This is a genomic window from Pseudomonas putida (assembly GCF_009883635.2).
Taxonomy (GTDB): domain Bacteria; phylum Pseudomonadota; class Gammaproteobacteria; order Pseudomonadales; family Pseudomonadaceae; genus Aquipseudomonas; species Aquipseudomonas putida_W.
In genome coordinates this window covers 824,436-838,216 of record NZ_CP026115.2, presented here as the reverse complement: position 1 = coordinate 838,216, position 13,781 = coordinate 824,436, and the positions used below count along the sequence as shown (strand labels likewise).

Below are 13,781 nucleotides of genomic sequence, written 5' to 3'. Positions count from 1 at the left end.
CCGCAATGGCCGTACAGGACCTGCTGTCCCAGGATGAAATCGATGCCCTGTTGCATGGCGTCGACGATGGTCTGGTGCAGACCGAGAGCGTTGCCGAGCCTGGCAGCATCAAAAGCTACGACCTGACCAGCCAGGATCGGATCGTGCGGGGTCGCATGCCGACCCTGGAAATGATCAACGAGCGTTTCGCCCGTTACACCCGCATCAGCATGTTCAACCTGCTGCGCCGCTCTGCGGATGTGGCGGTAGGCGGCGTGCAGGTAATGAAGTTCGGCGAGTACGTGCATTCGCTGTATGTGCCGACCAGCCTCAACCTGGTCAAGATCAAGCCACTGCGTGGCACCGCGCTGTTCATTCTCGACGCCAAGCTGGTGTTCAAGCTGGTGGACAACTTCTTTGGCGGTGACGGCCGTCACGCCAAGATCGAGGGCCGCGAATTCACCCCCACCGAGCTGCGCGTGGTGCGCATGGTGCTGGACCAGTGCTTCGTCGACCTCAAGGAAGCCTGGCAGGCGATCATGCCGGTCAACTTCGAATACATGAACTCCGAGGTCAACCCGGCCATGGCCAACATCGTTGGCCCGAGCGAGGCGGTGGTGGTGTCGACCTTCCACATCGAACTGGACGGCGGTGGCGGCGACCTGCATGTGACCATGCCGTATTCGATGATCGAGCCAGTGCGGGAAATGCTCGATGCCGGCTTCCAGTCCGACCTCGACGACCAGGACGAGCGCTGGGTCAAGGCCCTGCGCGAGGACGTGCTGGACGTCTCCGTGCCGTTGACCGCCACGGTGGCCCGCCGCCAGCTGAAGCTGCGCGACATCCTGCACATGCAGGCCGGCGACGTGATCCCGGTGGAGCTGCCCGAGCACCTGGTGCTGCGCGCCAATGGCGTGCCGTCGTTCAAGGCGCGCCTGGGCTCGCACAAGGGCAACCTGGCCCTGCAGATCATCGACCCGATCGAGCGCCGCTGAACGCGTGCCGGTCGCTCTTAACGAATTGAATGCCTGTCGAGGACATCATGGCTAACGAAAACGAGATCACTTCCCCGGAAGACCAGGCTTTGGCCGATGAATGGGCTGCGGCCCTGGAAGAAACCGGTGATGCCGGCCAGTCCGATATCGATGCCCTTCTCGCCGGTGACAGCGGCAAGCCCGGTGCCGGTCGCCTGCCGATGGAAGAGTTCGCCAGCTCGCCGCGACCGAACGAAAATGTCAGCCTCGAAGGCCCGAACCTGGATGTGATCCTGGACATTCCGGTGAGCATTTCCATGGAAGTGGGCAGTACCGAAATCAACATCCGCAACCTGCTGCAGCTCAACCAGGGTTCGGTGATCGAACTCGATCGCCTGGCCGGTGAGCCGCTCGACGTGCTGGTCAATGGCACGCTGATCGCCCATGGCGAAGTGGTCGTGGTCAACGAGAAGTTCGGCATCCGCCTGACCGACGTGATCAGTCCCAGCGAACGTATCAAGAAGCTGCGCTGAGTGAAGGGTTCGATGCGGGCCGTGATGGCCTTGGCCACGTTGTTGGTCAGCGACCTGGCCATCGCTGCCGCCACGCCTGCAGCCAGCCCGGCTGCGGCGCCGGCCGCTGCGCCTGGCAGCCTGGGCGGGCAGCTGGCGCAGATGGTGTTCGGCCTGTTGCTGGTGGTGGGGCTGATCTTCTTTCTGGCCTGGGCGCTACGCCGCATGCAGGGCGCCACGCCCAAGGGCGGGCAGGTGATCGAGATCGTCGGCAGCCGCGCCATCGGCCCGCGTGACCGGCTGCTGCTGGTGCAGGTGGGCAAGGAGCAGATCCTCATCGGCCATACCCCGGGCAGCATCGAGGCCTTGCATGTGCTGGCCGAGCCCGTCGAAGTGCCCGCCAGCGCCCGCCAGGCAACGCCGGAATTTGCCCAGCGGCTGATGGAGCTGATGGGCAAGGATCAGAAGGACAAGAAGTGATGAGCAGCGCGCTGCGCATTGTAGTGACCCTGGCGCTGCTGCTGGCCGCGCCACTGGCTTTGGCCGCCGACCCGCTGTCGATCCCGGCCATTACCCTGTCCAACACCGCGGACGGGCAGCAGGAGTATTCGGTCAGCCTGCAGATCTTGCTGATCATGACGGCGCTGAGCTTCATTCCGGCGTTCGTCATCCTGATGACCAGCTTCACCCGCATCATCATCGTGTTCTCGATCCTGCGTCAGGCCCTGGGCCTGCAGCAGACGCCCTCGAACCAGGTGCTGACCGGCATGGCGCTGTTCCTGACCATGTTCATCATGGCGCCGGTGTTCGACCGGGTGAACCAGGATGCCCTGCAGCCGTACCTGAGCGAGAAGATGACGGCCCAGCAAGCCATCGACAAGGCCCAGGGCCCGCTCAAGGACTTCATGCTGGCACAGACCCGGCAGAGCGATCTCGATCTGTTCATGCGCCTGTCCAAGCGCACCGACATCGCCGGCCCTGACCAGGTGCCGCTGACGATCCTGGTGCCGGCGTTCGTTACCTCGGAGTTGAAAACCGCGTTCCAGATCGGCTTCATGATCTTCATCCCGTTCCTGATCATCGACATGGTGGTGGCCAGTGTACTGATGGCCATGGGTATGATGATGCTGTCGCCGCTGATCATCTCGCTGCCATTCAAGATCATGCTGTTCGTCCTGGTCGATGGCTGGGCGCTGATCATGGGCACCTTGGCCGGCAGTTTCGGCGGCGTCTGACGCCGCCAAGGAGAGCCCTGCATGACACCTGAAGTAGCAGTCGACCTGTTCCGTGACGCGCTGTGGCTGACCACCCTGATGGTTGCCATCCTGGTAGTGCCGAGCCTGTTGGTCGGTCTGGTCGTGGCGATGTTCCAGGCGGCCACGCAGATCAACGAACAGACCTTGAGCTTCTTGCCGCGCCTGCTGGTGATGCTGATCACGCTGATCGTCGCCGGGCCCTGGCTGGTGCAGAAGTTCATGGAGTACATCACCGGCCTGTACACCAGCATCCCGCAGCTGATCGGTTGAGCCTGCCATGCTGGAGCTGACCGACGCGCAGATCGGCACCTGGGTTGCCACCTTCATCCTGCCGCTGTTCCGGGTGACTGCGGTGTTGATGACCATGCCGATCTTCGGTACGCGCATGCTGCCGGCGCGCATCCGCCTGTATGTGGCAGTGGCTATCACGGTGGTCATCGTGCCCGCGCTACCGCCGCTTCCTGAATTCGATCCGCTGAGCCTGCGTGGCCTATTGCTGTGTGGCGAACAGGTCATTGTCGGCGCGTTGTTTGGTTTCTCGCTGCAGTTGCTGTTCCAGGCGTTCTCCGTTGCCGGACAGATCGTTGCTGTGCAGATGGGCATGGCGTTCGCCTCGATGGTGGATCCGGCCAACGGTGTCAACGTGACCGTCATCAGCCAGTTCATGACCATGCTGGTGAGTGTGCTGTTCTTGCTGATGAACGGTCATTTGGTGGTGTTCGAGGTGCTGACCGAGAGCTTCACTACCTTGCCAGTGGGCCATGCCCTGGTGGTCAACCACTTCTGGGAGATGGCTGGGCGCCTGAGCTGGGTGTTCGGTGCCGGCCTGCTGTTGATTCTGCCGGCGATCGCTTCCCTGCTGGTGGTAAACATCGCATTTGGCGTCATGACCCGTGCTGCGCCACAGTTGAACATCTTTTCCATCGGCTTCCCGCTGACGTTGGTGCTGGGGATGGCCATCTTCTGGGTAGGTCTCGCCGATATTCTTTCCCACTACCAGGCGTTGGCCAGCGAAGCACTGCAGTGGCTGCGTGAATTGGCAAGGGCGCGCTGAGCATGGCTGAAAGCGAGAGTGGTCAGGACAAGACTGAAGAGCCCACCGACAAGCGCAAGCGTGACGCGCGGGAAAAAGGTGAAATCGCCCGTTCCAAAGAGCTGAACACGGTGAGCTTGACCCTTGCCGGTGCCGGGGCACTGCTGGCGTTCGGCGGCAACCTCGCGGAAACGTTGATGACGCTGATGCGGATGAACTTTTCCCTCCCCCGCGAGGTGCTCACCGATGAGCGTTCGATGGGCTTGTTCCTGTTGGCGTCGGGCAAGATGGCCATCTGGGCGGTGCAGCCGATTCTCATGCTGCTGTTCGTGATTGCGTTCGTGTCGCCCATCGTTCTCGGCGGGTTCATCTTTTCCGGGAGCCTGTTGCAGCCAAAGTTCAGCCGGATGAACCCGTTGTCGGGCATCAAGCGCATGTTCTCGCTGAACTCGCTGACTGAGCTGCTCAAGGCGATGGCCAAGTTCTTCGTGATCCTGATCGTGGCGCTGGTGGTGTTGAGCAATGATCGCCAGGCACTGCTGGCAATCGCCAACGAGCCGCTGGAGCAGGCGATCATCCACAGCGTCCAGGTAGTCGGCTGGAGTGCCTTGTGGATGGCCGCTGGGTTGCTGCTGATTGCCGCCGCGGACGTGCCGTTCCAGCTGTGGCAGACCCACAAGAAGCTGAAGATGACCAAGCAGGAGATCAAGGACGAGTACAAGGACAGCGAAGGCAAGCCCGAGGTCAAGCAGCGCATCCGCCAGCTGCAGCGCGAGGTGTCGCAGCGGCGCATGATGGCCGCCGTGCCCGAGGCTGACGTGATCATCACCAACCCGACGCACTATGCCGTAGCCCTGCAGTACGACCCGGAGAAGGGTGGGGTGGCGCCGTTGCTGGTGGCCAAGGGCACCGATTTCATCGCCTTGAAGATTCGCGAGATCGGTGTCGAGCACAAGGTGCAGATCCTCGAATCGCCGGCCCTGGCGCGGGCGATCTACTACTCCACCGAGGTCGAAGGGGAAATCCCGGCAGGGCTGTACCTTGCGGTGGCGCAGGTGCTGGCCTATGTGTTCCAGATTCGCCAGTACCGCTCGGGCAAGGGTAAGCGGCCAGAGCCATTGAAGGAAGACCTGCCGATACCCCCGGACCTGCGCCGCGACAACTGATTCCAGCCTGCACCGGCCTCTTCGCGGGACAAGCCCGCTCCTACAGGTTCAGTACAAATCCCGGATGTGGCGCAAATCCTGTAGGAGCGGGCTTGAACTCCGCGAAGAGGCCGGTACAGGCAACATAAATCCATACTCGAGCAAAGTTGGAAGGCTTCTTGCAAAGCCACGCCCAAGCGCCCCTTGGGCGTCAAAGTTTTGCATCAAGAGGACTCGCGGTGGATCGCACTCAGTTAATCAGCAACGCCCGCAACAACCTGGCCGGGCTCGGCCGGGGCAACCTGGGCGTGCCGTTGCTGCTGCTGGTGATGTTGGCAATGATGATGTTGCCGATACCGCCGTTCCTGCTCGACGTGTTCTTCACCTTCAACATCGCGCTGTCGATCGTGGTCCTGCTGGTCTGCGTTTACGCTCTGCGCCCGCTGGACTTCGCCGCGTTCCCGACCATCCTGCTGGTGGCGACCTTGCTGCGCCTGGCGCTGAACGTGGCCTCCACGCGGGTGGTCATGCTCCATGGCCAGGAAGGCCACGGCGCTGCCGGTAAAGTGATCCAGGCCTTCGGTGAGGTGGTGATCGGCGGCAATTATGTCGTTGGTGCGGTGGTGTTCGCCATCCTCATGATCATCAACTTCGTGGTGGTCACCAAGGGCGCCGGGCGTATTTCCGAGGTGAGCGCGCGCTTCACCCTCGACGCCATGCCCGGCAAGCAGATGGCCATCGACGCCGATCTCAACGCCGGCCTGATCGACCAGGCCCAGGCCAAGATGCGCCGCGCCGAGGTGGCCCAGGAGGCCGAGTTCTACGGTTCGATGGACGGTGCCAGCAAGTTCGTCCGTGGTGACGCCATCGCCGGTTTGCTAATCCTCTTCATCAACCTGATCGGCGGCATGCTGATCGGTATGCTGCAACACAACATGTCGTTCAGCGATGCAGGCAAGGTCTACGCCTTGCTGACCATCGGTGACGGTTTGGTGGCGCAATTGCCATCACTGCTGCTGTCCACCGCTGCCGCGATCATGGTTACCCGTGCCTCGGGCTCCGAGGACATGGGCAAGCTGATCAACCGCCAGATGTTCGACTCGCCCAAGGCGCTGGGTGTGTCTGCGGGGCTGATGATCATCATGGGCCTGGTGCCGGGCATGCCGCACATCGCCTTCCTCAGCCTCGGCCTGCTGGCCGGTGGCGGCGCCTACCTGGTGTGGAAGAAGCAGCAGAAGGCCAAGATCGAAGCGCAGAAGGAAGCGCAACGCCAGCAGGACCTGCTGCCGTCGCCGCAGCGCGCGCTGGATACCAAGGAACTGGGCTGGGACGACGTGACGCCGATCGACATGATTGGCCTGGAAGTCGGCTACCGCCTGATTCCGCTGGTCGACCGCAATCAGGGTGGCCAGCTGCTGGCGCGGATCAAGGGGGTGCGCAAGAAGCTGTCCCAGGACCTGGGCTTCCTCATGCCGACCGTGCACATCCGTGACAACCTCGACCTGCAGCCCAGTGCCTATCGCCTGACGCTGATGGGCGTGATCCTGGCCGAGGCCGAGATCTACCCGGACCGCGAGCTTGCGATCAACCCAGGCCAAGTATTCGGTACCCTCAATGGTATCGCTGCGCGCGACCCGGCATTCGGCCTTGAGGCGGTGTGGATCGACATCGGCCAGCGCGCCCAGGCGCAGTCGCTGGGCTATACCGTGGTCGACGCCAGTACCGTGGTTGCTACCCACCTCAACCAGATCCTGCAGAAACACTGCCATGAGCTGATCGGCCATGAAGAGGTCCAGCAGCTGTTGCAGGTATTGTCCAAGGCATCGCCTAAACTTGCTGAAGAGCTGGTGCCCGGTGTCATTTCCTTGTCGGGGCTGCTCAAGGTCCTGCAGGCGTTGTTGTCCGAGCAAGTACCGGTGCGTGACATCCGCAGTATTGCCGAGGCCATCGCCAACAATGCCAGCAAGAGTCAAGATACCGCCGCGCTGGTGGCGGCAGTGCGCGTCGGATTGTGTCGTGCCATCGTCCAAAGCATTGTCGGCGTTGAGTCCGAGCTGCCTGTGATCACCCTTGAGCCAAGGTTGGAACAGATCTTGCTCAATAGTTTGCAAAGGGCCGGGCAAGGTCAGGAAGACGGTGTTCTTCTTGAGCCGAGCATGGCCGAAAAGCTGCAGCGTTCGCTGATCGACGCCTGCCAGCGCCAGGAAATGCAAGGCCAACCGGCCATTCTTCTGGTAGCTGGCCCGATCCGTGCCATGTTGTCGCGCTTCGGTCGCCTGGCTGTACCGAATTTGCATGTTCTGGCGTATCAGGAAATACCGGATAACAAGCAAGTCACCATCGTTGCCACAGTGGGCCCCAACGGCTGAGGTAGTGGGTTATGCAAGTCAAGCGTTTTTTCGCCGCCGATATGCGTCAGGCCATGAAGCTGGTCCGTGATGAGCTGGGCTCCGATGCCGCCATCATCGGCAACCGCCGCATTGCCGGTGGTGTCGAGCTGACCGCCGCGCTGGACTACAAGCTGTCCGCGCTGGCCCCGCGCGTGCCCAACGTCGAGCTGGAAGAAGAGCTGCGCAAGACCCAGTCGCGCATCGCCACTGCCCAGGCCGAGCTGGACAACCGCGCCGAGGCCAGCGAAGGCAACCGCCAATTGTTTGCCGGCCAATCGCTGACCGCAGCCGAGCCATTGATCGAACCGCATGTCGATGCCCCGGCAGTGGCTGCCGCACCTGCCCCGGCCCCGGTCGACCCGCGCCTGTTCGACGCCATGCGTTCGGAGCTGTCGGGCCTGCGTGAGCTGCTCGAAGTGCAGCTCGGCTCGCTGGCCTGGAACCAGCTGCAGGGTAGCAAACCAGCCCAGGCCAACCTCTGGCGTCGCCTGCAGCGCATTGGCCTGTCCGGCCCGATCGCCCGCGAACTGCTCGACCTCACCAGTGAGATCGAAGAGCCGCGCCAGGCCTGGCGTATGCTGCTCGCGCACCTGGCACGGATGATCGAAGTGCCACAGGTCGAACCGATCGAAGAGGGCGGGGTGATCGCCGTGGTCGGCCCAGCCGGCATGGGCAAGACCACCACCCTGGCCAAGCTGGCGGCGCGTTACGTGCTCAAGTACGGCCCGCAGAACCTGGCCCTGGTGAGCATGGACAGCTTCCGCATCGGTGCCCAGGAGCAGCTCAAGACTTTGGGGCGCATCCTCAACGTGCCGGTGACCTACGTCGACCCGGGCCAGTCGCTGGCAGCCGCGCTGGAGCCGTTGCTGCGCAAGCGCGTGGTGCTGATCGATACCGCCGGCCTGCAGGCCAGCGACCCGGCCCTGCGCATGCAACTGGAAACCCTTGCCGGGCGTGGCATTGCCGCGAAGAATTACCTGGTGCTGGCTACCACCAGCCAGAAGCAGGTGCTGACCGCTGCCTACCACAGCTACAAGCGCTGCGGCCTGGCTGGCTGCATCCTGACCAAACTCGATGAAACGGCGAGCCTCGGCGATGTGCTGAGCCTGGCCATCAGTCATGAACTGCCCGTGGCCTACCTCACCGACGGCCCGCGCATTCCTGACGACCTGCACCTGCCGCGCCCGCACCAGCTGGTGACCCGCGCGGTCAACGTGCAGTTGCAGGACGAGCCCAGCGAAGAGGCGATGGCCGACATGTTCGCTGATCTCTACCACAACCCGCGACGCGCAGGTTGAGGATGAAGCGTATGCAAAGTACCTACATTCCGGGGCTGGCAGTGCTGCCCCGCGTGTGGCTTGGGTCCAAGCGAGACAAGGTAAACAACGAACATGGGTAGCATGCATCCCGTACAGGTGATCGCCGTCACCGGTGGCAAAGGTGGCGTCGGCAAGACTAACGTTTCAGTGAACCTGTCCCTGGCGCTGGCCGAACTCGGCCGCCGGGTGATGTTGCTGGACGCCGACCTTGGCCTGGCCAATGTCGACGTATTGCTGGGCCTCACCCCAAAACGCACCCTGGCCGATGTCATCGAAGGGCGCTGCGAGCTGCGCGATGTGCTGTTGCAGGGGCCTGGCGGCGTGCGCATCGTGCCCGCCGCCTCCGGCACCCAGAGCATGGTGCACCTGGCCCCGGCCCAGCATGCCGGGCTGATCCAGGCCTTCAGCGAGATCGGCGACAACCTCGACGTGCTGGTGATCGACACCGCTGCGGGCATTGGTGACTCGGTAGTCAGCTTCGTGCGCGCAGCCCAGGAAGTGCTGCTGGTGGTGTGCGACGAGCCGACCTCGATCACCGACGCCTATGCGCTGATCAAGCTGCTCAACCGCGACTACGGCATGAACCGTTTCCGCGTGCTGGCCAACATGGCCCAGAGCCCGCAGGAAGGGCGCAACCTGTTCGCCAAGTTGACCAAGGTCACCGACCGCTTCCTTGACGTCGCCCTGCAATATGTCGGCGCCGTGCCGTACGACGAGAGCGTGCGCAAGGCAGTGCAGAAACAGCGCGCGGTGTACGAGGCCTTCCCTCGCTCCAAGTGTGCCCTGGCCTTCAAGGCCATCGCGCAGAAGGTCGACAGCTGGCCGCTGCCAGCCAACCCGCGCGGGCACCTTGAGTTCTTTGTCGAGCGCCTGGTGCAACCCACCAGCGCAGGACCCGTGCTATGAATGCGAGCGGCTTCAAGATGTACAGCAAGGCGTCGAAAGACGCCCAGTTCGAGCTGGTGGAACGCTACGCGCCGCTGGTCAAGCGCATCGCCTACCACTTGCTGGCACGCCTGCCGGCCAACGTCCAGGTCGAGGACCTGATCCAGGCCGGCATGATCGGCCTGCTGGAAGTGGCCAACAAGTACGACGCCAGCAAGGGCGCCAGCTTTGAAACCTACGCCGGCATCCGCATCCGCGGGGCGATGCTCGACGAGGTCCGCAAGGGCGATTGGGCACCGCGTTCGGTGCACCGCAATACGCGCATGGTCAGTGATGCGATGCGCGCAGTGGAAGCAAGAACTGGCCGCGACGCTAAAGATCATGAAGTTGCTGCCGAACTCCAATTGAGTCTCGATGATTACTACGGGATCTTGAACGATACCTTGGGGAGCCGCCTGTTCAGTTTCGACGACCTGTTGCAGGACGGCGAGCACGAAGGGCTGCACGAGGACGGCGCCAGTGGCCAGGTCGAGCCGTCGCGCGACCTGGAAGACGAGCGCTTCCAGGCTGCCCTGACCGATGCGATCGCCAACCTGCCGGAGCGTGAGCGCCTGGTGCTGGCGCTGTACTACGACGAAGAGCTGAACCTCAAGGAAATCGGTGAGGTGCTGGGGGTCAGCGAATCGCGAGTCAGCCAGTTGCACAGCCAGTGTGCCGCGCGCCTGCGCAGCCGCCTGGGGGAATGGCGGGCGCGTTGAGCCCGGGGTCGTTGCAGTCGTTTTCCACGTTGTACCGAATATGAATACGCGTGCTCGGGGCCGAGCGCGTTTGAGACTGCTTGGAGGTCTACTTGAACAAAGACATGAAAATCCTCATCGTTGACGACTTTTCGACGATGCGGCGGATCATCAAGAACCTGTTGCGTGACCTGGGCTTCACCAACACCGATGAAGCCGATGACGGCACCACCGCGCTGCCGATGCTCGAAAGCGGCCATTACGACTTCCTGGTGACCGACTGGAACATGCCTGGCATGTCCGGTATCGACCTGCTGCGCAAGGTCCGTGCCCACGATCGCCTGAAGACCATGCCGGTGCTGATGGTGACCGCCGAAGCCAAGCGTGACCAGATCATCGAAGCGGCCCAGGCCGGCGTCAACGGTTACGTGGTCAAGCCATTCACCGCCCAGGTGCTCAAAGAAAAGATCGAAAAGATCTTCGAACGCGTCAACGGCTGAGTCACGTCAGGGGGCGCCATGGAAACAACACAGACGTCTTTGGGGGAGTTCGAATCGACCCTGAAGAAACATGCCCAGGAGCTGGTCGAGAGCCTGGAACGGGGGCGTTTCGGCGATGCGGTGCAGCTGATTCATCAGCTCAACCAGACCCGCGACCGTGGCCTGTACCAGGAAGTCGGCAAGCTCACCCGTGAGCTGCACAGCGCGATCGTCAGCTTCCAGATCGACCCGCGCATGCCGCAGGCCGAGGAAGTCTCGCAGATTACCGATGCCACCGAGCGCCTGTCTTACGTGGTCAAACTCACCGAGGGTGCCGCCAACCGCACCATGGACCTGGTGGAGGAGAGCACGCCGGTACTCAACGACCTGGCTGCCGAGGCGCAAGGCCTGAGTGTCGACTGGCAGCGCTTCATGCGCCGCGAAGTCGCAGCGCCGGAGTTTCGCGAGCTGGTCAAGCGTGTCGACAGTTTCCTGACGCACAGCGCCGAGGGTAACCGCAAGGTCGCCGGCCACCTCAATGACATTCTGCTGGCCCAGGACTATCAGGACCTGACTGGCCAGGTGATCAAGCGCGTGACTGCGCTGGTGACCGAAGTGGAAAGCAATCTGCTCAAGCTCGTGCTGATGGCCAGTCAGGTCGACCGTTTTGCCGGTATCGAACACGACCACCAGCAGCTGCGCGCTGAAAAAGATGAAGAAAAACATCCGACTCGGGGTGAAGGTCCGCAGATTCATGCCGATAAGCGTGAAGACGTTGTGTCCGGTCAGGACGACGTCGACGATCTGCTGTCCAGCCTGGGTTTTTAAGGAGCACGTTTAATGAGCTTCGGCGCCGATGAAGAAATCCTTCAGGATTTCCTGGTAGAAGCCGGCGAAATTCTTGAGCAACTGTCCGAGCAACTGGTCGAGCTGGAAAGCCGACCCGACGATGCCGACCTGCTCAATGCAATCTTTCGCGGTTTCCACACTGTAAAAGGGGGCGCCGGCTTCCTTCAGCTGAACGAGCTGGTGGAGTGCTGCCACATCGCCGAGAACGTGTTCGACATCCTGCGCAAAGGTGAGCGCCGGGTCGACGCGGAACTGATGGACGTGGTGCTCGAGGCACTGGACACGGTCAACAGCATGTTCGGCCAGGTGCGCGAGCGCAGCGAAGTGACTGCGGCCACCCCGGAGTTGCTGGCGGCCCTGTCGCGCCTGGCGGAACCTGCCAGCGCCGAGGCCCCGGCAGCAGTTGTCGAGGCTGCACCGGAGCCGGTGGCCGCCGAGGCGGACATCACCGACACCGAGTTCGAACAGCTGCTCGACTCGCTCGATGCGGTCAAGGCAGAAGCGGCCGCAGCCGAAGCGCAGATGCAGGGCGAGACCCTGAGCGGCGCGGGTGACGACATCACTGACGACGAGTTCGAATCGCTGCTCGACCAATTGCATGGCAAGGGCCAGTTCTCGCCTGAACTGGCAGCCACCGAAGCGGTGGTCGAGGCCACTGCGCCGGTGAGCGACGAGATCACCGACGAAGAATTCGAGTCGTTGCTGGACCAGTTGCACGGCAAGGGCACCTTCCAGGCCGATGCCTTGCCGGCTGCCACTGCGGCTGTGGAAAGCGTGGTCGCGCCTGCCAGCAGTGACGAAATCACCGAGCACGAGTTCGAAGCGTTGCTCGACCAGTTGCACGGCAAGGGCAAGTTCACTGGTGAAACCGTTGCTGGCGAGGCGCCTGTCGCCGTGGCCGCGCCGGTTGCGGCCGTGGCGCAAAGCAAACCGGTCGCCAGGCCTGCTGCAGCCCCGGCTGCCGCTGCACCGGCCGCAGCCAAGCCGGCGCCAGCCCGCACCCCGGCCCCTGCGGCCGAAAAGCCTGCCAGCGAAGCGGAAACCACCGTGCGTGTCGACACTGCACGCCTGGACGAGATCATGAACATGGTCGGCGAACTGGTGCTGGTGCGTAACCGCCTGGTGCGCCTGGGCCTGAACAGCGGCGACGAGGCCATGTCCAAGGCCGTGTCGAACCTCGACGTGGTCACCGCCGACTTGCAGACCGCGGTCATGAAGACCCGCATGCAGCCGATCAAGAAGGTCTTCGGTCGCTTCCCGCGCCTGGTCCGCGATCTGGCGCGCCAGCTGAAGAAAGAGATCAACCTGGAGCTGGTCGGTGAAGAGACCGACCTCGACAAGAACCTGGTCGAGGCCCTTGCCGACCCGCTGGTGCACCTGGTGCGCAACGCCGTCGACCACGGTGTCGAGATGCCGGACGAGCGTGAAGCCTCTGGCAAGGCCCGGACCGGCCGCGTGGTGCTGTCGGCCGAGCAGGAAGGCGACCACATCCTGCTGTCGATCTCTGACGACGGCAAGGGCATGGACCCGAGCATCCTGCGCGCCAAGGCCGTTGAAAAAGGCCTGATGGACAAGGACGCGGCCGATCGCCTGAGCGAGTCGGACTGCTACAACCTGATCTTCGCTCCAGGCTTCTCGACCAAGACCGAGATTTCCGACGTGTCCGGCCGCGGCGTCGGCATGGACGTGGTGAAGACCAAGATTTCCCAGCTCAACGGCTCGATCAACATCTTCTCGGCCAAGGGCCAGGGCTCGAAGATCGTCATCAAGGTGCCGCTGACCCTGGCGATCATGCCGACCCTGATGGTGATGCTGGGCAACCAGGCGTTCGCCTTCCCGCTGGTCAACGTCAACGAGATCTTCCACCTCGACCTGTCGCGCACCAACGTGGTCGACGGCCAGGAAGTGGTGATCGTGCGCGACAAGGCGCTGCCGCTGTTCTACCTCAAGCGCTGGCTGGTTCAGGGCCAGGTGCATGAGGAGCAGCGCGAGGGCCATGTGGTGATCCTCTCGGTCGGCACCCAGCGTATCGGCTTCGTGGTCGACCAGCTGGTGGGCCAGGAAGAGGTGGTGATCAAGCCGCTGGGCAAGATGCTGCAGGGCACCCCGGGCATGTCCGGCGCCACCATCACCGGTGACGGCCGCATCGCGCTGATTCTCGACGTGCCGAGCATGCTCAAGCGTTACGCGGCACGGCGTATCTGATTTTCGGCGGCGCACCCT

At 62.9% G+C, this 13,781-nt stretch carries 14 protein-coding genes; all 14 read left to right on the top strand.

The features are described 5' to 3' along the window. The first annotated feature begins 5 nt into the window (after positions 1-5). Positions 6-974 (top strand): flagellar motor switch protein FliM, encoded by a 969-nt coding sequence (fliM, locus tag C2H86_RS03860; protein ID WP_027921190.1) that lies wholly within the window; start codon positions 6-8, stop codon positions 972-974. Positions 975-1,021: 47 nt separating this feature from the next. Further along, entirely contained in the window at positions 1,022-1,486 is a 465-nt protein-coding gene (fliN, locus tag C2H86_RS03855) for a flagellar motor switch protein FliN (RefSeq protein WP_110636814.1), read from the top strand. Between the two features lie 12 nt (positions 1,487-1,498). Continuing rightward, positions 1,499-1,945: a flagellar biosynthetic protein FliO gene (fliO, locus tag C2H86_RS03850; RefSeq protein ID WP_159413055.1), complete on the top strand. Its 447-nt coding sequence runs from the start codon at positions 1,499-1,501 to the stop codon at positions 1,943-1,945. Continuing rightward, positions 1,945-2,700: a flagellar type III secretion system pore protein FliP gene (fliP, locus tag C2H86_RS03845; protein ID WP_159411504.1), complete on the top strand. Its 756-nt coding sequence runs from the start codon at positions 1,945-1,947 to the stop codon at positions 2,698-2,700. Before fliO ends, fliP begins: the two co-directional genes overlap by 1 nt. 21 nt (positions 2,701-2,721) lie before the next feature. Continuing rightward, entirely contained in the window at positions 2,722-2,991 is a 270-nt protein-coding gene (gene fliQ, locus C2H86_RS03840; protein ID WP_159411503.1) for a flagellar biosynthesis protein FliQ, read from the top strand. 7 nt (positions 2,992-2,998) lie between these two features. Continuing rightward, complete coding sequence (gene fliR, locus C2H86_RS03835; RefSeq protein WP_159411502.1) at positions 2,999-3,775, top strand: flagellar biosynthetic protein FliR; 777 nt, start codon at positions 2,999-3,001, stop codon at positions 3,773-3,775. A 2-nt stretch (positions 3,776-3,777) separates the two neighbouring features. Continuing rightward, positions 3,778-4,920 (top strand): flagellar biosynthesis protein FlhB, encoded by a 1,143-nt coding sequence (gene flhB, locus C2H86_RS03830; protein WP_159411501.1) that lies wholly within the window; start codon positions 3,778-3,780, stop codon positions 4,918-4,920. A 218-nt stretch (positions 4,921-5,138) separates the two neighbouring features. After that, entirely contained in the window at positions 5,139-7,268 is a 2,130-nt protein-coding gene (gene flhA / locus C2H86_RS03825; protein ID WP_159411500.1) for a flagellar biosynthesis protein FlhA, read from the top strand. Positions 7,269-7,279: 11 nt separating this feature from the next. Further along, entirely contained in the window at positions 7,280-8,587 is a 1,308-nt protein-coding gene (gene flhF, locus C2H86_RS03820) for a flagellar biosynthesis protein FlhF (RefSeq protein WP_159411499.1), read from the top strand. Positions 8,588-8,680: 93 nt separating this feature from the next. Next, complete coding sequence (gene fleN, locus C2H86_RS03815) at positions 8,681-9,514, top strand: flagellar synthesis regulator FleN (RefSeq protein WP_054884183.1); 834 nt, start codon at positions 8,681-8,683, stop codon at positions 9,512-9,514. Further along, positions 9,511-10,251, top strand: coding sequence for an RNA polymerase sigma factor FliA (fliA, locus tag C2H86_RS03810; RefSeq protein WP_103446502.1), 741 nt, complete (start codon positions 9,511-9,513; stop codon positions 10,249-10,251). Before fleN ends, fliA begins: the two co-directional genes overlap by 4 nt. A gap of 104 nt (positions 10,252-10,355) precedes the next feature. Continuing rightward, positions 10,356-10,730 carry a chemotaxis response regulator CheY gene (locus tag C2H86_RS03805; protein ID WP_103446503.1) on the top strand — a complete coding sequence of 125 codons (375 nt, stop codon included), beginning with the start codon at positions 10,356-10,358 and terminating at the stop codon, positions 10,728-10,730. 18 nt (positions 10,731-10,748) lie between these two features. Beyond that, positions 10,749-11,537: a protein phosphatase CheZ gene (locus C2H86_RS03800; RefSeq protein WP_159411498.1), complete on the top strand. Its 789-nt coding sequence runs from the start codon at positions 10,749-10,751 to the stop codon at positions 11,535-11,537. A 12-nt stretch (positions 11,538-11,549) separates the two neighbouring features. Continuing rightward, a complete protein-coding gene (locus C2H86_RS03795) occupies positions 11,550-13,763 on the top strand; it encodes a chemotaxis protein CheA (protein ID WP_159411497.1) in 2,214 nt (737 codons plus the stop codon). Positions 13,764-13,781: the final 18 nt, after the last annotated feature.